The organism is Gymnodinialimonas mytili (assembly GCF_037544085.1).
GTDB classification, from domain to species: Bacteria; Pseudomonadota; Alphaproteobacteria; order Rhodobacterales; family Rhodobacteraceae; genus Gymnodinialimonas; species Gymnodinialimonas mytili.
In genome coordinates, this window is sequence record NZ_JBBIFW010000001.1 from 713644 (window position 1) to 732306 (window position 18663).

18 protein-coding genes are annotated in these 18663 nt (G+C 60.8%); 4 read left to right on the forward strand and 14 right to left on the reverse strand.

Annotated features, from left to right (window positions below; translation table 11 throughout):
• Positions 1-217: 217 nt before the first annotated feature.
• Together V8J82_RS03525 and V8J82_RS03530 are read left to right on the forward strand one after the other, a co-directional pair.
• A complete protein-coding gene (locus V8J82_RS03525) occupies positions 218-1588 on the forward strand; it encodes an aminotransferase (RefSeq protein WP_339972205.1) in 1371 nt (456 codons plus the stop codon).
• Between the two features lie 95 nt (positions 1589-1683).
• A complete protein-coding gene (locus tag V8J82_RS03530) occupies positions 1684-2412 on the forward strand; it encodes a class I SAM-dependent methyltransferase (protein ID WP_339972206.1) in 729 nt (242 codons plus the stop codon).
• 60 nt (positions 2413-2472) lie between these two features.
• On the opposite strand, the gene V8J82_RS03535 is transcribed toward V8J82_RS03530, so the two are convergent.
• From V8J82_RS03535 to V8J82_RS03550, 4 genes are all read right to left on the reverse strand, one after another.
• Positions 2473-2748 carry a hypothetical protein gene (locus tag V8J82_RS03535; protein ID WP_339972207.1) on the reverse strand — a complete coding sequence of 92 codons (276 nt, stop codon included), beginning with the start codon at positions 2746-2748 and terminating at the stop codon, positions 2473-2475.
• 6 nt (positions 2749-2754) lie between these two features.
• Positions 2755-3327: a polyhydroxyalkanoate synthesis repressor PhaR gene (phaR, locus tag V8J82_RS03540; RefSeq protein ID WP_339972208.1), complete on the reverse strand. Its 573-nt coding sequence runs from the start codon at positions 3325-3327 to the stop codon at positions 2755-2757.
• A gap of 309 nt (positions 3328-3636) precedes the next feature.
• Positions 3637-4086 carry a Phasin gene (locus V8J82_RS03545; RefSeq protein ID WP_339972209.1) on the reverse strand — a complete coding sequence of 150 codons (450 nt, stop codon included), beginning with the start codon at positions 4084-4086 and terminating at the stop codon, positions 3637-3639.
• Positions 4087-4226: 140 nt separating this feature from the next.
• A complete protein-coding gene (locus V8J82_RS03550; protein ID WP_439650045.1) occupies positions 4227-6059 on the reverse strand; it encodes a PHA/PHB synthase family protein in 1833 nt (610 codons plus the stop codon).
• A gap of 82 nt (positions 6060-6141) precedes the next feature.
• On the opposite strand from V8J82_RS03550, the gene phaZ reads away from it, so the two are divergent.
• Together phaZ and V8J82_RS03560 are read left to right on the forward strand one after the other, a co-directional pair.
• Entirely contained in the window at positions 6142-7416 is a 1275-nt protein-coding gene (gene phaZ / locus V8J82_RS03555) for a polyhydroxyalkanoate depolymerase (protein ID WP_339972212.1), read from the forward strand.
• A gap of 3 nt (positions 7417-7419) precedes the next feature.
• Positions 7420-7971, forward strand: coding sequence for a DUF6151 family protein (locus tag V8J82_RS03560; RefSeq protein ID WP_339972214.1), 552 nt, complete (start codon positions 7420-7422; stop codon positions 7969-7971).
• Positions 7972-8047: 76 nt separating this feature from the next.
• Here the strand turns inward: V8J82_RS03560 and V8J82_RS03565 are convergent, their stop codons facing one another.
• From V8J82_RS03565 to V8J82_RS03610, 10 genes are all read right to left on the reverse strand, one after another.
• Complete coding sequence (locus V8J82_RS03565) at positions 8048-9178, reverse strand: cobalamin-independent methionine synthase II family protein (RefSeq protein WP_339972216.1); 1131 nt, start codon at positions 9176-9178, stop codon at positions 8048-8050.
• A 51-nt stretch (positions 9179-9229) separates the two neighbouring features.
• Entirely contained in the window at positions 9230-9727 is a 498-nt protein-coding gene (locus tag V8J82_RS03570; RefSeq protein ID WP_339972218.1) for a hypothetical protein, read from the reverse strand.
• Positions 9728-9730: 3 nt separating this feature from the next.
• The gene (locus V8J82_RS03575) at positions 9731-10714 is read right to left on the reverse strand and encodes a nuclear transport factor 2 family protein (RefSeq protein ID WP_339972220.1); all 984 of its coding nucleotides are present in this window, start codon (positions 10712-10714) and stop codon (positions 9731-9733) included.
• Positions 10711-11760 (reverse strand): LacI family DNA-binding transcriptional regulator, encoded by a 1050-nt coding sequence (locus tag V8J82_RS03580; RefSeq protein WP_339972222.1) that lies wholly within the window; start codon positions 11758-11760, stop codon positions 10711-10713. Before V8J82_RS03580 ends, V8J82_RS03575 begins: the two co-directional genes overlap by 4 nt.
• A gap of 3 nt (positions 11761-11763) precedes the next feature.
• Entirely contained in the window at positions 11764-12519 is a 756-nt protein-coding gene (locus tag V8J82_RS03585; protein ID WP_339972224.1) for an SDR family NAD(P)-dependent oxidoreductase, read from the reverse strand.
• 96 nt (positions 12520-12615) lie between these two features.
• A complete protein-coding gene (locus V8J82_RS03590; protein WP_339972226.1) occupies positions 12616-13569 on the reverse strand; it encodes an ester cyclase in 954 nt (317 codons plus the stop codon).
• 112 nt (positions 13570-13681) lie between these two features.
• Complete coding sequence (gene hisD, locus V8J82_RS03595; protein ID WP_339972228.1) at positions 13682-15007, reverse strand: histidinol dehydrogenase; 1326 nt, start codon at positions 15005-15007, stop codon at positions 13682-13684.
• 101 nt (positions 15008-15108) lie between these two features.
• A complete protein-coding gene (locus V8J82_RS03600; protein WP_339972230.1) occupies positions 15109-16131 on the reverse strand; it encodes an ABC transporter ATP-binding protein in 1023 nt (340 codons plus the stop codon).
• Between the two features lie 15 nt (positions 16132-16146).
• Positions 16147-17418: an MGH1-like glycoside hydrolase domain-containing protein gene (locus V8J82_RS03605; RefSeq protein WP_339972232.1), complete on the reverse strand. Its 1272-nt coding sequence runs from the start codon at positions 17416-17418 to the stop codon at positions 16147-16149.
• The gene (locus V8J82_RS03610; RefSeq protein WP_339972233.1) at positions 17415-18623 is read right to left on the reverse strand and encodes a carbohydrate ABC transporter permease; all 1209 of its coding nucleotides are present in this window, start codon (positions 18621-18623) and stop codon (positions 17415-17417) included. Before V8J82_RS03610 ends, V8J82_RS03605 begins: the two co-directional genes overlap by 4 nt.
• Positions 18624-18663 lie beyond the last annotated feature (40 nt).

The following is an 18663-nucleotide window of genomic DNA, read 5'->3' on the forward strand; positions in this document are numbered from 1 at the left end:
TTCACTTTATCCCTCAACCCCGCGCTCCGCATGTTCGGGGCACCAAGATTAGACACATCGCCGTGCCGAGGGGGCGACCCGGCGATGCGCGGCGGCCTTCGGCCTTGACTCCGCGCTGTCGCGTTTGGCGCCGGTGGTGGGCATGCGACGTTACCCTTTTCCCTATTGAGCCCTCTTCCCGCCGGGCGTAGCGTCCTGGCGGAAACGGAGGCGAGATATGAACACCCATCAGCCAAATTCCTGGGAGGCGCGGGCCGAGGAATACTCGCTTTACGGGTTCACCGACCTGCCCTCGATCCGCGACCGCGGCACTGTGGTGCTCACCCATGGCGACGGGCCCTATGTGTTCGACACCAATGGCAACCGCTATCTCGACAGCAATTCGGGCCTCTGGAACATGGTGGCCGGGTTCAACTATGCTGGCCTGGCTGAGGCCGCCAAAGCGCAATATGACCGCTTCCCCGGCTACCACGCGTTTTTCGGGCGGATGTCGGACCAGACCGTGGCTTTGTCAGAACGGCTGATCGCGGTGTCGCCTTGGGATCGCGGCAAGGTGTTCTACACCAATTCCGGGTCCGAGGCGAATGACACGCTGGTCAAGATGCTGTGGTTCATGGGCCAGGCCGAGGGCACGCCGGAAAAGCGCAAAATCCTGACGCGGGGCAATGCCTATCATGGGGTCACGGTGGTCAGCGCCTCGATGACGGCCAAACCCTATAACGCGCTATTCGGCCTACCGCTGGACGGGTTTGTGCACCTGACCTGCCCGCATTATTGGCGCGAGGGACGCGACGGCGAAAGCGAGGCCGGTTTCACTGCACGCCTGGCCGCCGAGTTGGACGCGGTGATCGCCCGCGAAGGGGCCGACACGATTGCCGCGTTTTTTGCCGAGCCGGTGCTGGGGGCGGGCGGGGTCATTCCCCCGCCCAAGGGCTATTTCCAGGCGATCCAGGCGGTGCTGAAGCGCCACGGCATTCCGCTGATCTCCGACGAGGTGATTTGCGGCTTTGGGCGCACCGGCAATGTCTGGGGCTGCGAGACCTATGACTTCGTGCCCGATGCGATCATCTCGTCCAAGGCGCTGACGGCGGGCTATTTTCCAATGGGTGCGGTGATGCTGGGGCCAGACATGACCGACCGGTTGCAGGCCGCCATCGACCCGGTCGAGGAATTCCCCCATGGCTTCACGGCCTCGGGCCATCCAGTGGGCTGCGCGGTTGCCTTGAAGGCCATCGATGTGGTGCTGGAGGAAGGGCTGATGGAGATGGTCCGCGCGGGCACAGCACGGATGGAGACCGGTTTGCGCCAGATCGCCCAGCATCCGAATATCGGAGAGCTGCGCGGGATCGGCTATATGTGGGCGCTGGAGGCGGTGCGCGACCGGGAGGGGAAAGTGCCGTTTGAGGCCGAATTGAGCGTCAGCGAGCGCATCGCCAATACCTGCACCGATCACGGGCTGATCTGCCGCCCGCTGGGGCAATCGGTGGTGCTCTGCCCGCCCTTCACCCTGACCGACGCGCAAATGGACGAGATGTGCGAAAAACTGGACGCCGCGCTGCGGCAGGTCTTTACGGACTTGGCGCGGTGACAGGCGATTTGCGCCCTTGCCCGGTGGGCCTTTCGCTCCCTCAGCCGCTATCTCAGGGGCCGTCCCTGCGCCGGAGCAATTGAGGACATAATCCAATGGGCGACGACGGGTATTTTGATGAAGAGGTCGCAAAAACCTACGATCAGAACCTCAGCGACACGGATCCATCGCTGATCCGTAAGACGGTGGATTGTCTGATCGACCTGTCTTGCGACGGCGACATCCTGGAATTTGCAATCGGAACCGGACGCGTGGCCTTGCCCTTGGCCGAACGGGGCGCGCGCGTCAAAGGCATCGAGCTTTCAAGTGCAATGGTGCGTAAGCTGCGAGAAAAGGAGAGTGGGGAGCCGATCGAGGTCGTCTTGGGCGACATGACCTCCACACGCGTTGCGGGAGAATTCTCGCTGGTTTTTCTAGTATTCAACACCATCGACAATCTGACAGCGCAAGACGCGCAGATCGCATGCTTCAAGAACGCGTCGCGGCATCTGGCGCCCGGAGGTCGATTTCTCGTCGAAACGCTGTTGCCGCCTCTCCAGAAGTTGCCATTCGGAGAAACGAGGCTCGCCTTCGCGCGCAGCGATCATCATGTCGGTATCGACGAATTCGACATCACGACGCAAAGCTACATTTCGCACCATGTTTGGATGACGGAGGACAATCACAAGTATCAGTCGATTCCATTTCGCTACGCTTGGCCGTCCGAACTCGATCTTATGGCGATGATGGCGGGGCTTGAGCTGGAATTCAGATGGTCCGACTGGGATCGCTCGCCATTTGATAGATTGAGTACACAGCATGTATCCGTCTGGCGAAAAGCCTAAGCTTGCGAAGGGCAGTTTGTCCCACATGCCGGAGCCGTGGGCGCCTGCCAGCGTTCGGGCTCAGCTTTGGTCGACGCGCCACCAGTCGCGGAGGTTGGCGAGGGTCGCCAGAGTAGCGCAGATAGCCGCGAAAGAGATGAGCCCGGGACCAATGGCGCCGCGCCAGGGGCGGTCCCAGCCGCCATCACTCAGACCGACCAGACCGCCGAGGCTGACGAACAGATAGATCAGCCAATAGGCCATGACGGTCCCAAAATAGCTGACAACAAACACCACGCCCCAATAGAGCAATGCATTGATCAATTTGCTGCCAAGCGCGCGGAGCAATCGGCCCATGGCGGGTTACATCTTGCTGAGTTTGCTCTGCAATTCGGCGAGTTGGCGCTTGATCTCGTCCAATTCCTCGGCGGGTGCGGCATCCTCGGCGATCTCGGTCTCGTCGCCCGTGGGGCCGGACCATTGTCCGCCCATCCCGCCTGTCATGGCCTTGAAGAACGCCTCTTGCTGGGCGCGCATCGCCTCGAACCCGGGCATCGTGGCCATCGGATTCATAGCAGCCATATTGTCCATCATCTTGGACTGGCCCTGCTTGAGCATCTCGAAGCTTGCGGCGAGGAAATCGGGCACGACCGATTGCGCCTGGGTCGTATAGCTGCGCACCAGATCGTTCAGCACCGCAATCGGCAGCACGCTTTCACCCCGGGATTCATGTTCGGCGACGATCTGCAGCAAATATTGCCGGGTCAGGTCATCACCGGATTTCAGATCGACGATCTTCACGTCCCGCCCGGTGCGGATAAACCCCGCAATATCCTCCAACGTCACGTAGTCGGAGGTTTCGGTATTATAGAGTCGGCGCGACGCATAGCGTTTGATCAACAGCGGTTCGTCGGCATTGGCGGTGGGTTTGGCCATATTCTTATCCCCTCCCGTTTGTGCTGCACCGTCGCTATTGCGGCGCAGCATGGAACGAGCCTACGCCGCTGGCTCAGAAAAGCAATCGGCGTTTTTTCGAGTTCTTATAAAGGATTGCGGGAAGTTTGCCCGCAAAAAGCAAAAAGCGGACCGGTTGCCCAATCCGCCTTTCACGTGGCGCAATCCTGACGGTCTGGGGGAGGACCAGAGCCGCCGGGTTTGCGCCATCCCCGCCGGGAGGGACGGGGATCGATCTGCGCGGCGGGATGGGAGGTACGTGTGTGACCCGCCGCGCAATCCGTGTCGCGATTACTTCGCGGTTGCTTTCTTGGCAGCCGTCGTCACCTCGGAGGTGGCTTTTTTCACAGCGGCGGTGGCCTCTTCAGTGGCTTCTTTGCCAGCGGCCATCATCAGCTCGACGGTTTCCATCTGAACCTTCTTGGCGACCTCAGCGAAGGCGGCCATGGATTCAGCAGCCATTTCGGCCTGAGCGGACGCGAAGTCGGTGACCGATTTGGTGTAATCGGCGGGCTCGGGCTTCACGGAAGCGACGTCGCCCATCTTTGCGATGGTGTCTTTGGTCCACTTCGAGGAAATCTCGGTCGACTTTTCAGCTGCGTCCAGGGCAACTTTCGACATCTTCTCGGCCATCGTGGCCTGCGACTTGAACGCATCGTTCATGGCGGACATGTCCATTGGGAACGATGCCATCATTTCGGTCATGTACTTGCTGAAGTCGGGTGTTTTGGCGGTAGCCATTGTAAATCTCCAATCCTTGTTCTGCGCGCGGCGCAATCCCGTCTCAGGCGATTGCTGCGTGTGCACAGAATATGAATGCTGCAGTGCAGAATGTCAAGATTTTTCTGCACTGCAGCATAAGCGCGATTTATGGAGTGAAATCAGGCCGCTTTGCCTTCTTTGACGTAGGTGCCGGGCGCTGGCGCCAAGATTTTATGGCCATCGGCCCCGGGCTGACGCGCCGCCACCTGCTTGCCCGAGCGCTTTTTCAGCCAGGCTTCCCAAAGCGGCCACCACGAGCCTTCGTTGTAGCTGGCTGTTTCCAGCCATTCCTCCGGGGCGCCTTTGACGCCGGGATTTGTATAATGGCCGTATTTCTTCTTGCTGGGCGGGTTCACGATCCCGGCGATATGGCCGGATTCCGACAGGATGAAGGTCTTGTCCCGCGCGCCCATGCCCGCCACGCCGCGGAAGCTATCCTTCCAGGCGGCGATATGGTCGGTCTCGCAGGCCACCGCACAAACCGGGATGGTGACATCCTTCAGGCGCACGGTTTCGCCCAACAGATCAAACCCCGCATCGGCGAACTCATTCCCCTGGCACAGGCGGCGCAGATATTGGACGGTCATCTTGCCGGGCAGGTTGGTGCTGTCGCCGTTCCAATAGAGCAGGTCGAAGGCGGGCGGTGCCTCCCCCATCATATAGCTGCGCACGGCGGGCCCGTAGATCAGATCCTTCGAGCGGAGATAGGAAAATGTGCGCGACATGAAATAGCTGTCGAGCACACCATCCTGATCCACCTGACGTTCGATGGCATCGACGAAATCGTCCTGCAGGAAGGGGGTGAATTCGCCCTGGTTCGCAAAATCGGTCAGCGTCGTGAAGAACGTGGCCGATTTCACCGATTTATCGCCGCGCGCCTTCAACAATGCCAGTGTCATGTTCAGCATGGTGCCCGCAATGCAGTAACCGATCGCGTTGATCTGTGCCTCGCCCGTGATCTGTTTGATCTCGTCAATGACGGTCAGATAGCCTTCCTGAACGTAATCCTCGATCCCGATATCCTCGTAGCCCTCGTCAGGGTTCTTCCAGGACACCACGAACAGCGTGTAGCCTTGATCGACGATCCATTTGATCAGCGAGTTTTGCGGCTTGAGATCAAGGATGTAGAACTTGTTGATCCAGGGCGGGAAGATCACCAGCGGCGTTTTGTGCACCGTCTCGGTGGTGGGCGTGTATTGGATCAGCTCCATCATGCGGTTGCGATAGACCACGGCACCCTCGGAGGTGGCGATGTTGCCGCCGACCTCAAAGGCGGAGGGATCGGCCAGGGTCGGGAGCAATTCGCCCCCATGGGCCTCGATATCGCGGACCAGGTTTTCCAGCCCCTGCACCAGCGAGGCGCCTTCGGTCTCCACCGCCTTTTCCAGCGCGTCGGGGTTGGTCGCGAAGTAGTTGGTGGGCGAGAACAGCTCGATCACCTGATTGGCGAAGAACTCGATTCGATACTTGTCGCGCGGTTCGAGACCGTCGAGCGCTTCAACCGCCTGTCGGATGGCCTCGGCGCCCATCACATATTGGTGACGCACGAAGTTGAAATAGGGATGGGTGCGCCACAGCGGGTTGGCGAACCGTTTGTCGCCATCGAGCGCGTGATCGTCGAACAGCGGCAGCTTCCCCTCGGCCATGGCCGATTGCATCTCCATGAACTGTGTCATGGTCTGGCCCCAATATTGCGCCTGGGTTTCCAGAAGCTTACCGGGGTTTGACATCATCTCGGACCAATAGGCCGCGCCGGTCTTCAAATAGAGATCCTGACCCGGGCCCTGAAGGCCAACATCCGCCGGGGCACGGTGGCCCATCGCAGCGACAAGACGTTTGGACAGATCTTCAACTTTTGCGAGGTTTTCGTTCAGGCGATCGAGGTGTTCTTTCCCGTCGCCCGTCTCGGTTGTGTCGTGTCCCACCTTGATTTCCCGTGCTCTTTGCTGCATCTGCATACATACATAGGCTCGGGTGAGGGAGCCACGCGACGAAATGAACCGGGACTACCGGTAGCGGCTCTTGGAGTACGACATGCGATATATGCTCACCTACGACCTCATGGAATCAATCCGTGTGACCAATCAGTGGCTTGGCGCATCGACGCGTGCGATGTGTTCGTACCCGGCCTTGGGCCTTGTGGCGAATCCCATGTTCCAGATGGCGGCGGCCTGGGGCGAAGTGACCGAGCGGAGTTTTTCGCGCATGGTCGCCCGGCCCGATTGGGAAATCGCCTCCGTCCCGGGCGAGGATGGCCGCGATCATCTGGTCAGCGTGGATACAATTGTGGAGCGCCCCTTTGGCGACTTGATCCGGTTCAAGGTGCAGGATCGTGCGCCGACGGGGCGTAATGTCTTGCTGGTCGCGCCGATGTCGGGCCATTACGCGACGCTGCTGCGGTCCACCGTGCGCTCGCTGCTGCCCGATTGCGACGTCTACATCACCGATTGGCACAATGCCCGCGATATTCCCGTCAGCGAGGGCAAGTTCGACGTTGAAGATTACACGCTGTATCTGGTGGATTTCCTGCGCGAGATGGGCCCCGATACCCATGTGATCGCGATCTGTCAGCCCGCCCCCCTGGCATTGGCCGCGACGGCTTATCTGGCTGAAATGGATCCCGACGCGCAGCCGCGCACGCTGACCTTGATCGGTGGACCGATTGACCCCGACGCAGCGGCAACGGATGTGACCGATTTCGGGCGCCGCGTCACGATGGGCCAGCTTGAGCGCTATGTTCTGCAGCGCGTTGGCTTCAAATATGCGGGCGCGGGCCGCATGGTCTATCCGGGGTTGCAACAGCTGAACTCGTTCATGGCGATGAACGCAGAAAAACACGCCAAGGCCTTCACCGACCAGGTGATGCGCGTGGCCAAGGGCGAAGCGGGCGACCACGACAAGCACAACACGTTTTACGATGAATATCTGGCGGTTATGGATATGACGGCCGAATTCTACCTGTCGACGGTCGAGCGGATCTTCAAGAACCGTGAGATCGCGCGGAACGTGTTCGCCGTGAACGGCAAGCAGGTCGATATGGGCAAGATCACCACGGTGGCGGTCAAAACGGTGGAGGGCGGCAAAGACGACATCTCGGCGCCGGGCCAATGCGTCGCCGCGCTGGATCTGTTGACTGGCCTGCCCGAGGGGAAAAAAGCCAGCTATCTGGAGCCCAATGCCGGCCATTACGGGATCTTCGCGGGCAAGAGCTGGCGCAATAATATCCGTCCGCTGGTGCTGGACTTCATCGATGCGAATGCCGGATCGAATGTTGTCACCATGCCCGTCGGCAAAGCAGCTGGCAAGTAACCCATGGCGGATGTCCCCTGGTCTTGCGCGTGCGGCGCGATGAAGGGGCATATCAAAGCCGATGGCGGGACGCGGGCGGTGTGCCATTGCAGTTGCTGCGTACGCGCACAACGGCATTTCGGCATTGAGGTAACGCCCGTCGATGGGGTTGGTGTTTTCCAGACCTCACCTGACCGCTTTTCGATTGAAGCCGGTTCTGAGCATTTGCGGCTCGCGCGGCTGACGCCGAAAGGGTCTTATCGGTGGTATGCGGGCTGTTGCGGGCGTCAAATCGGTGTAACGGCAAGCACGCCGAAGTTTCCATTTGTCAGCGTTGTAGACTCGGTCGTTGAGGACCCGAACACACTTGGCCGGGTCCGCGCCCATGTCTTCGTACAGCAGGCGGGCGGTGGAACGAAGTCCTATGGGACCGGGCGGGTCGTCATGGCCTTGATGGGCCGCGCTTTGGGCGCGCTGACATCGGGCCGGTGGCGCAAGACGCCCTTCTTTGACGTTGCCACAGGTAAGCCTACAGCTGAGCCTGAGATCCTGCCCAAAGATGCCGGACGCGCCTAGTCTTGTGAATCCCGGATCTATCCACAAGGCTATCTGCGCATTTTCTGGCGTTTTCTGATGTTTCTACGATACGCGCTTAGAGGCGCTCCGTCGCGAGCTTGGCGCCCTCGCAAAGGGCCGATAGCTTCGCATAAGCGATATCCGGGTCGACGGCCCCATACCCCGCGAAGGTACCGAAGCCGCAATCCGACCCGGCGATGACCCGATCGGCGCCGACGATATTGGTGAATTTCGCAATCCGTTCGGCCACCAGCTCAGGGTGCTCCACGAAGTTTGTCGTCGTATCCACAACACCCGGCACAAGGACCTTGTCGTCGGGAATTTCCGCAACGCGGTCGCGAAATACCGTCCATTCATGGGCGTGGCGGGGGTTCGAGGTTTCGAACAAGAGTTGGCTCGCATTTACCGACATAAACGTGGAAAAAACGGTTTCCATCGGCACGTCGCAGATATGCGGGCCCTCGTAATTGCCCCAGCAGATATGGACCCGCACCCGCGCGGGATCGATGCCAGTCAGCGCGTGATTCAATGCCTCCACATGGGAGGCGGCAATCTTCAGAAACTCGGCATCGCTGAGATCGTTGAACAGCATATGACGGCTGAGCGCGAGGTCGGGGCAATCCAATTGCAACATCAGCCCGGCATCGACGATGGTGCGGTATTCCTCGGCCATCGCATCAGCGAGCGCTGCGAGGTAGGCATCGCGGCTGGGATAGAAATCGTTCTGTAAAAACAACGAGATCACGCCGGGGGAGGCCGCATTCATGAACCCATCGACGGCCCCATGGTTCGCCATCGCGGCCTTAAGGTTGTCGATATCCTTCTGAAGCTCTCCCTGCCCTTTCGAGCGCACCTCGCCGGTGCACATGGGCCTTGCATAGGTGGGCGTGCCGCCATCATTGGCCAGACGCTTTAAGAAACCCGGAAACTGCTTGAGATCTGCAGGCGCATTACGCGGACTATCACCGGAAAATCCAGTATAACGGTCTTTCACGTAAGTGGCGTAGGAGATCTTCGACGTCTCACCGTCGGAGACAACATCCACCCCCGCTGCCACCTGCCGCGCGACGGTTGCGTCAACGGCCTGCGTCATCGCCACATCGAAAGCGGCGGGGTCATAAGGCTGTTCCTTCTCGCGGGCGAAGATGAAATCCACGACCTCTTGGCTGCGCGGCAGACTGCCCGTGTGGGTGGTGCGGATTGTCATGGTCAGGCTCCTCGAATTGGTCTGTGGCCCTGGATCGGACTGTTGCGTCTTTTATGGCCCAATGATTGTCGGCGCCAGAACGGAGCGGGTGATTTCCCCTATTCGACGCGCCGTTGCGACATCTGCCGCAATGGCGCGGATCATCAACAAATCCCCATCGCGCAGCAAAACGGTGGTACTGGCCGGGCGCATGCCCTCGAAACTCGTTACCCAGCCGATGGCCTGGCCGACATTTACCCCCTCCAACTGGCAGGTGGCGTCGCGCGCCTGGCAGATCGCCGCAAGATCGTCGATCGTGGTTTCGCCGGACCGGACACGCCCCTCGGTGCCGTCATCCTGCCGCCCGAGCCGCACATCGATGGCGACGAATGCCTCGCAATCGAGGCAGGCAATGGTCAGCCGATCTGCCGATGTTGCTTCGGCCGTGAAGCTGCCTGGAAAGGCGGATGTGTCGACCGATAGCTGCCGCAGATCGTCAATCGCAAAGCCCTGGGCCGCCGCAATACCGGGACCCGCGATGCATAGGATGGCCGCCAGGATGTTCCGCATGGCCTAAGCCTCCGCCAGCAGGATCTGCTTCCAGATCGCCGTTTCATCATAGAGCGTATATTCGCGCCGCAGCTTCGGCGCCTCGGTGCCGACCTGCCCAAATTCGGCATGGGTGATACCCAGCACATAAACCATCGCGCCAGTCGGCGCACCGAACGCGCCCCAGCCTTCATGCTTGCCCCAAAGGCTCCACCGGATGGCGGCGCGGGGCGGCATATGGGCATCCTCGCGACCGATCTGGTGATCGATGCTGAACGCCGCGTTCGGGAAACTGGCGCGAAGCCCCATCCAGAACCGATCCGCCGAAGCAGGGCCATGGGCCGTGACATGGCCGGGATATTCCAGATGACAGGCACGATCGTAAACCTCTGGGATTGCGGCCATATCCGCCCCCATGATGCGTGTCAGAAGATCGGCCAGCTGCGCGCCCCAGGGATTGTCATTGCCGGTGCTTGTATAGGGGCCGGGCCGATCATTGTCCGGTGTCAGCGGTTTGGTGGCCGAGTGCGGGCCGCCTTCGCGCGCGATCTGATCGGCGGCAAAATCCTTGGGGGTCCAACCCAGTTGCTGGACGATCCCACCTTGGTCACGGATCAACCATTCATCGTCGATCGCGTTATTTTTGGCGTGGCAATCGGCCAGGATGCGATATTCAAGTTTGGTGCCCGTCGCAGCGCCATAAACCCCATCGCCCGCATGGGTTGCCTGGCTGAGAATACGATGCGAGCTGAGCATCCCCTCCTCGGGCGAGCCAGACCAGATCACATCCTCCCCCAGCAAAACGCGGTCCGGAAACTCGGCAAGCGTCGCCATTGTCGCGCCAATAACGCCCTGATTTCCGACGACAATCGAGGCCGGGGCCCGAACCACGATATCCGGCGCGTAATAACGGTGCAGCGTGGCGATCCCGCGATCTTCCCAGATCTCTTTGGTGATCCCAATGATGTAGTCGGGAAAGTCGCGGAATTTGGCGTCGAAACCCTTCATATGCTCGTTTGTCCTTTGGCCTTGGGGTGACGTGCAGAGGAGCGCAGCACCAGATTTCCTTGAATTTCGGTGATTGTTCCGGGTGTTCGGCCCTCTTCGATCTCGGCCAGCAACGTATCGACCGCGCTGGACACCATGCGATTGACGGGCTGCCGCAATGTGGTCAGGTCATAGGCGGGCCAGGCCGCATTGGGCACATCATCATAGCCGACAATGGACACCGTACCGGGCACATCCACACCCATCTCGAACCGAAGCGTATCGATAACGGCGAGCGCCATATGATCATTGCCGACAAAAATCGCGTCGGGCGGATCGGCGCTGTCCATCATGGCGCGCGCGGCACTGGCCGCCGTGGCGCGGTCAAACCCGCCATCGGCTTCGGCATGTAGCGGCATCCCTGCTTTCTCGAGCCCGGCAATGAACCCGGCACGTCGGTCGCGCCCGGTTGAGGCGCCCAACCAACCGGAGATATGCGCAATTTTCTTGTGCCCGCCATCGATCAGAAACTCGGCCACGCGGGCGCCGCCGATCTCATTGGCAGAGGTCACTGCGCTGAGCCCGAGGCCCGAGATCCCGCGGTTGAACAGCATGACCGGAATGCCTGCCGCACGGCACAGATCGGTCAATTCACCGCTCAGATTGATCGACGCGGCGATGATCCCATCCACCTGATAATCCAATAGATCCTGGATCACGCTATCGACATCCTCATCGGAATTTCCGGCAAGGAAAACAAGAATATGGTAGCCGCGGGCCTGTAAGGCGGCGCTCAGTTTTTCCAAGGCATCGGGGTAGAATGGATTGTCCAGATAGGCGACGACAAGCCCAATGATCCGCGACCGGCCCGTGATCAGCGACCGCGCCAGAACGTTGGGGCGATACCCAAGTTGGTCGGCGGCCTCGCGCACGCGTTCGGCCATCTTTTTCGACACGCTGGCGCCCGGCGTGAACACGCGGCTGACCGCAGATTGGCTGACACCCGCATGGCGCGCAACATCGACGGAGGTGACTTTGCGATCGGGTTTTTCCGGGCGTTTGGGCATGGTCTACCCCGCGGTCCAGCCGCCATCGATCAGCAGCGAAGTGCCGGTCATCATGGCGCTGGCATCGGAGGCAAGAAACAGGACCGCCCCCATCACATCCTCGATCTCGGCCACACGGGGCAGCTTGATCTTTTCGTCGATCCAGGCGCGCTTGTTCGGATCGGCAAAGGTGGCGGCGGTCAATTCGGTGCGCACAAAGGTCGGGCAGATCGTGTTCACGCGGATGTTGCGCGGCCCCCATTCGATGGCCATCGCCTTGGTGAACCCCTCAACGGCATGTTTCGTCGCACAATAGGGCGCGCGGTCGGCACCGCCGACATGGCCCATCTGGCTGGTGATTTGAATGATCGAGCCGCCATTGACCATTTGGCGCGCCGCCTGCTGCGCCAAGAAATAGGCGGCGCGGATGTTGATGTTCACGACGGCGTCGAAATCCGCAGGCGTTGTGTCGAGCGCAGGCGCATGGCGCGCGAGCCCCGCGGAGTTGCACAGGATGTCGAGCGGACCGGCGGCAGCCATGACATTTGCAACCGAATCCAGATCGGTGACATCTAATGCGATACCCTCTGCCGAGAACCCAGCCTCATTGATCTGCTCCACTGCGGATCGCACCGCCTCTGCGCCGCGCGCTGCAATGACCACATGGGCGCCAGCTTCGGCAAGCGCCACCGCACATCCCAGGCCAATGCCCTTTGACCCGCCCGGCACGAAGGCTTTTTTTCCGGCCAAGGAGAAGGATGGGGTCCTAGGAAGCGGCATGAGGCTGACCGAATGAGATATCGAGATTATGACATTCAGAAGGTGAAATCAGCGAATAGACCTGTGAGTAGATCGCATATGTATTAGTCCAGCATTTCAATTTGCGATCTCCTTCATCCGCGCCAACACGTCGGTTCCAAGTTGATGATAGACGTGAAGCAGGTCCACTAATACCCAATTCTCGGCAATCCGCCCGTCCTCGATACGCCAAAAGTCGAGGCTGCGCATGTCCAGCTTTTGTCCGGCGCCAGGCAAGCCGAGCCACGTGCCGCCGCTCAAGGTCAGCGCCATACCGGGCCAGGCGGTGAAGCCGACATAATTCCCTTCGCCGAAGAGATGCCCCTGATCGATCAGACCCACGCGATCCGGCATACCACCCAAGAACGGCGCCTGATGATGTCTCCGAAACCCCTCGATCCCGCGGCAGGTTCCGATGCCGGCAGGGCCATACCAGGAGCAATGCGAATGCCAATAGCGTGCCATCACGTCGGATGGTGTGCCGCTCGGATCGTTGCCGAGCGCGCCCAGCATCTCATCCACAATCGCTACGGCTGCGACCCCATCGCCAGATACACGCAGGCCATCCTGCGTCGCGGGGCCCGGCACCTGCCATTCCCGCCCGAGCGAGGGCGACAGGGGCCAAACACCGGCCTGCATCATCACCTCGGGCAGATCCCAGAGCGATTGCATCTGGATAACCTTTTCGCTGTCGACCTGAAAGAAATCATGGAACCGCATCGCCGCCATGCGGCGGGTGGGCGGGATGTCCAGAAAATGTTGATCGAACACACCGCAATAATAGCCCGCCTGCCCCACCCAAAGCTCGCCGCGCGCATCCTGCCCCGCGATCTCGATCGTCACGCGCCGCTCCAGGTCAGGAAAGGCTCGCGCCAAGGCGCCCAAGGCCTGCGCCTCATAGGCTGAGACATCCATCGTCTCAAACGGATGCGCTAGGCGGACCACACAATCAGGTGACGCTATATCGGACAAGGCAAAGCGCGTCCCGATCCCGGACAGGGCGCGCTTGGCGGAAGAGATCTTCTCAGTCATCGCGGTTCAGTCATCTGAGACATGACAACAGGGGGAGGCGAAGCCGGGGGCAACGCCCCCAAACAGGCCGCAGGCCGTTGGGGTGGGTGGGCGGGCCCACCCACCCGGACCATTACTCCGCCGCATCCCGGTAGGGCGCGCCTTCGCCATAGGGCACGTTCAATCCGCCATAGCGGCGCACGCGGATATTGCATTGCTCGGCATGGCCGACAAAACCCTCCAGCATACACAGGCGCGAGCCATATTCGCCGACCAGGGTGGCCGCCTCATCTGTCACCACTTTCTGATAAGAATGGGTTTTTATAAACTTCCCAACCCACAGGCCGCCCGTATAGCGCCCGGCCTTCTTGGTGGGCAGCGTGTGGTTAGTGCCGATCACCTTGTCACCATTGGCCACATTCGTGCGGGGGCCAAGGAACAGCGCGCCGTAATTGGTCATGTTCTCCAGGAACCAATCGTCGCGGTCGGTCATCACTTGGATATGTTCCGAGGCGATATCTTCGGACACTGCCAGCATCTCGTCGTAGCTGTCACATAGGATGACTTCGCCATATTCGTCCCAGCTGACCCGCGCGGTCTCGACGGTGGGCAGAATACCCAACAGACGGTCGATCTCGGCCAGTGTGTCCTCGGCCAGTTTGCGGGAATTGGTGATCAGGACGGCGGGCGAGTTGTACCCATGCTCGGCCTGACCCAGCAGATCCGTGGCACACATCTCGCCATCCACGGTCTCATCGGCGATCACGCAAGTCTCGGTCGGACCGGCGAACAGATCGATGCCAACGCGGCCAAACAATTGCCGTTTGGCTTCGGCCACAAAGGCATTTCCGGGCCCCACGAGCATATCGACGGGTTTGATCGTCTCGGTCCCAATGGCCATGGCGCCGACGGCCTGCACCCCGCCCAAAACCAGGATCTCATCGGCGCCGCCCTCGTGCATCGCGGCCACAATGGCCGGATGCGGAGCACCATCGACCGGCGGGGCCGAGGCCACCACCCGCTTCACACCCGCCACCTTGGCCGTCAGCACCGACATATGGGCCGACGCCACCATTGGGAACTTCCCGCCCGGCACATAGCAACCGACGGAATTCACCGGGATATTCTTATGGCCCAGGATCACGCCGGGCAGCGTTTCGACCTCCACATCCGTCATGGACGCGCGCTGCGCTTCGGCAAAGCGGCGGATCTGGGCCTGGGCGAAACGGATATCCTCCATTTCGCGCGTCGTGACTTTTTGCATGGCGGCTTCAATTTCCGAGGCGGTCAGGCGGAAAGCGTCCGGCTTATACCCGTCGAATTTCTCCGACAGCTCCCGCACCGCCGCATCACCGCGGGTTTCGATATCGCCCAAGATCCCTTCGACCGTCCGGCGCACCTTGGCATCATCTTCCGCCCGTTCATCGGCAGGTTTGCCGCGCTTGAGATATTCGGCCATATCATCCTCTCCCCTCCGGTTCGCGCCAGAGGATACAGCGCCTGCCGGGCGCATCAAGGAAAAATTGCATACGTTTGCAATACAACGATTGTAGGCACATGCTAACGGATAGCGAGGCCGTCTCGGGTAAAGAAATGGCGTTTCTCGGGCGCGAAGCTCAGGCCGATTGTCTCGCCCGGGGGCAGGGTACTTTCGCCATCGATGCGCATGGTTAATTTGCCTGCTGCGCCGCAATCGACGATCAGAAAGATATCCGCGCCCAGATATTCGCTGACATCGACGCGCCCGTCCAAATCCCCCGCCCCGGGCGCCGTCAAGCGCATCGCCTCGGGCCGGATGCCAAGATGCGCGGCGCCTTCGGGCGCATCATGCAGCCGCAATTCGGCGCAGGGCAGATCGATCACGTTCATCTTGGGCGAACCGATAAACTGCGCAACAAACAGATTATCGGGATGATCATAGAGCTCTTTCGGGGAACCCACCTGTTCGATCCGCCCCGCGTTGAGCACCACAATCCGATCAGCCAGCGTCATCGCCTCAACCTGGTCGTGGGTCACATAGACCATCGAAGCCTGAAGCTGTTGATGCAGCTTGGCGATCTCGTAGCGCATCTCAACGCGGAGCGCGGCATCGAGGTTCGACAGCGGTTCATCGAACAAAAACGCGGTCGGATCGCGCACGATGGACCTGCCGATGGCCACACGCTGCCGCTGACCGCCTGACAGATCCTTGGGCCGACGCTCCAGATACCCTTCAAGCCGTAGGGCCCGCGCCGCCTCGGCCACCTTTTCCTGCTGCTCGGCCTTGGAGGCACCTGCCGTTTTCAGCGAGAAGCCCATATTCTCGGCCACCGACATATGCGGATAGAGCGCGTAGCTTTGAAACACCATCGCCAGCCCCCGCTTTGAGGGCGGTTCTGCCGTGGCATCGCGCCCGTCGATCAGGATCTGGCCGCGGCTGGTTTCCTCCAACCCCGCAATCATCCTCAGCAGCGTGGATTTCCCACAGCCTGACGGGCCGACAAAGATCACGAACTCGCCGTCTTGGATCGACAGGTCGATCCCCTTGATGACCTGCACCTCGCCATACCATTTCTCAACGGCGTTCAGTTCAATCGATCCCATCTGTCCTGCCCTTTCCTAAACCGCGTCATCGACCGCATGGCGCGCCCAGGCCAACCACACGGCGGCGGTCCAACTGAACGATGTGCCGCCTGCGGGGCTGCCATCGGTTGGATCGAAATATTCCGAAAAGCCATTGGCCGCGATCAGGTCACGTGTGACCCGCTGCACCCTCTGCGCCAGGGCGGTTTCGCCCGCATCGGCCAGACCCATCCCAACCAGCATGTTGATGAAGGCCCAAGTCGGGCCGCGCCAATAACGCTTGGCGTCGAAATTAGGGCTGCCCGGATCGTGGCTTGGAATTCCGAAGGGCAGCCGATCCAAGACAGCATTCAGATGGGCTCTCTGGCGCGCCGTGCCGACACCCGCAAACCAACACAGATAGGACGCGTTCGAGAGGCATTGGCGGAACTCGCCGCTATCGGCGTCACGGCCATCATAGCTGCCGATATCGTCATTCCAGAGGCTGCGCGCGCCTGCCTCCAACTGCGTCAGATCCTGCGCCATCCCCTCGGTCTCAAGGCCCAGCTCGCCCCCCATCTCGAACAGATCGCGATGCGCGCGCAGGAACAGGAATGTCATCGTCGGATCCGAGACGCGGAAGGGCAGATCCGCCACCGCCGCGTCATTCCAATCGCATTTGGCGCCCTCCTGGACCAGGTAGATATACCGGTCATATTCGAATTTCGTGGGCCGCATGGACGGGTCCACATGGCCGGTATCGCGGCGCTGATACTCGCCCACGCCAACCGGGTTAATCGCGGCGAATTGCCGATCCCATTCCGGCGCATTGTCGCGGCCGGATTCCCAAGGATGCGTCGTGACGATGGCGCCCCGTGTATCCCTGCGCCACGCCATATACCAGGCGTGCCAGGCGCGGAATTTCGGGTAAAGCGCACGCATCCGATCGGCTTGGCCCGGGTCTTGGGCCAGGATGCGGCGCACCATGCTGGCCGCAACGGCAGGTTGCGTGATGCCCGACGACGGCACCGGCCCGCGCCCCTGCCACACGTCAGGGCCAGGGAAATAGCTGTCATCGGGCACGTGGAAGATAATGTGGGGCACCATCCCGCTGTCCCATTGGCTGGCCATCAGCGTCTCGATCTCGGTCCAGGCGCGGTCGAGATCGATCTCGGCCCAGCCCAACGCCGTGATCGCGCTGTCCCAGTTCCATTGATAGGGGTACAGCCCGTGGGTCGGCACAGTATAAGTGCCTTTGTCGTTCAAGCGCAGGATCCGCTCCGCCTCGGCATCGAGCGCCTGATTGTCGATTTTTGATATCATCGTCATCCTTTGACCGACCCCGCTGTCAGGCCCTTGGTCATGAACTTTTCCAGCCCTAGAAACAGCACCATGACCGGCACCGTCGCGATCACCGCCCCCGCCATCAGGTGTTGCCGGGGAATTTCCGAGGAATTGAGCGAGGCGATGCCCCGCGTCAGCGTGAAGATCGACGGATCGTCCAACAGCATGAAGGCCAGCAGGAACTCGTTCCAGGCGATCATGAAGACATAGAGCGAGACCGACACCATCGCGGGCAGGCTGAGCGGCAATGTGATCTTCCAGATCACCTGCAGGCGATTGAGCCCGTCCATCAGCCCGGCCTCCTCGACCTCCGCGGGAAGCCCTCGGAAATACCCCTGCAACATGTAAAGCGCCACCGGGATCGTCGTGACGGGATAAATCATCACAATCCCTATGATCGTGTTACGCAGGCCCGTCATCGAAAAGACGATATAGATCGGCAGGGCCAGCACGATCATCGGCACCATGTAGATCAGCAGGATCGACCGGCTCAGCGCCTTTTGCCCCCTGAACCGCAGTCGCGCGACCGCATAGGCGCCGGGCACGCTGAACAGCAGCGTTACCAGCACGGTGATCACCGAGATGTAGAAGCTTGTCCACATGTAGCGCCCGAAATTGAAGTCGCGGAACAGCTCGTCATAGCTGCGGAACAGGCTCCAGCCCCGGCTGAGATCGATGGAGTAATCCAGCGGATTGGCCAGAAGCGCGCCTTGGGTTTTCAGCGACGTCATCACCATGACGTAGAAGGGGATGAAGACCGCCGCGGTGAAAAAGACAAAGCCAAAGCCGGTCAGAAACCGGATCACGGCCTCTTCCCACTCATGACGGGTCATCACGCCAGCCGGCGCGCCGCGCAGCATCGTGGCGAGCGACAAGCCCATCGCCAGCCCGAAAAACAACGCCATCGACAGATGCGCCCCAAAGCCGAGCGTGTCGCCGACATGCACCGGGCTCAACGGCGTATAGCTCACCGCCAATGCCAGCGCCGCGCCCCCCGCCGACAGCACCCAGCCCGAGCGCAGGTGAAACGAAACCGCCCCCATCCCGGCACCCAGGATCACAGATCCGAACAGGCCGGGCCGAAACGCCTCCCCCGTTGAAAAGCTCAGGATCACGGCGACCGTCGTTGCCACAATGAACGCCCAGAGGATCCCCAAAACCGGGCCGGTCACATATCCCTGCCGGATCATAGCCGCGCCTCCCCTGTCTTCCATTGGTCCCAAATACCCC

Coding starts and splice junctions, on each gene's coding strand:
- V8J82_RS03525 (WP_339972205.1), top strand. CDS start 218: ATGAACACCCATCAGCCAAATTCCTGGGAGGCGCGGGCCGAGGAATAC.
- V8J82_RS03530 (WP_339972206.1), top strand. CDS start 1,684: ATGGGCGACGACGGGTATTTTGATGAAGAGGTCGCAAAAACCTACGAT.
- V8J82_RS03535 (WP_339972207.1), bottom strand. CDS start 2,748: ATGGGCCGATTGCTCCGCGCGCTTGGCAGCAAATTGATCAATGCATTG.
- phaR (WP_339972208.1), bottom strand. CDS start 3,327: ATGGCCAAACCCACCGCCAATGCCGACGAACCGCTGTTGATCAAACGC.
- V8J82_RS03545 (WP_339972209.1), bottom strand. CDS start 4,086: ATGGCTACCGCCAAAACACCCGACTTCAGCAAGTACATGACCGAAATG.
- V8J82_RS03550 (WP_439650045.1), bottom strand. CDS start 6,059: ATGCAGCAAAGAGCACGGGAAATCAAGGTGGGACACGACACAACCGAG.
- phaZ (WP_339972212.1), top strand. CDS start 6,142: ATGCGATATATGCTCACCTACGACCTCATGGAATCAATCCGTGTGACC.
- V8J82_RS03560 (WP_339972214.1), top strand. CDS start 7,420: ATGGCGGATGTCCCCTGGTCTTGCGCGTGCGGCGCGATGAAGGGGCAT.
- V8J82_RS03565 (WP_339972216.1), bottom strand. CDS start 9,178: ATGACAATCCGCACCACCCACACGGGCAGTCTGCCGCGCAGCCAAGAG.
- V8J82_RS03570 (WP_339972218.1), bottom strand. CDS start 9,727: ATGCGGAACATCCTGGCGGCCATCCTATGCATCGCGGGTCCCGGTATT.
- V8J82_RS03575 (WP_339972220.1), bottom strand. CDS start 10,714: ATGAAGGGTTTCGACGCCAAATTCCGCGACTTTCCCGACTACATCATT.
- V8J82_RS03580 (WP_339972222.1), bottom strand. CDS start 11,760: ATGCCCAAACGCCCGGAAAAACCCGATCGCAAAGTCACCTCCGTCGAT.
- V8J82_RS03585 (WP_339972224.1), bottom strand. CDS start 12,519: ATGCCGCTTCCTAGGACCCCATCCTTCTCCTTGGCCGGAAAAAAAGCC.
- V8J82_RS03590 (WP_339972226.1), bottom strand. CDS start 13,569: ATGACTGAGAAGATCTCTTCCGCCAAGCGCGCCCTGTCCGGGATCGGG.
- hisD (WP_339972228.1), bottom strand. CDS start 15,007: ATGGCCGAATATCTCAAGCGCGGCAAACCTGCCGATGAACGGGCGGAA.
- V8J82_RS03600 (WP_339972230.1), bottom strand. CDS start 16,131: ATGGGATCGATTGAACTGAACGCCGTTGAGAAATGGTATGGCGAGGTG.
- V8J82_RS03605 (WP_339972232.1), bottom strand. CDS start 17,418: ATGACGATGATATCAAAAATCGACAATCAGGCGCTCGATGCCGAGGCG.
- V8J82_RS03610 (WP_339972233.1), bottom strand. CDS start 18,623: ATGATCCGGCAGGGATATGTGACCGGCCCGGTTTTGGGGATCCTCTGG.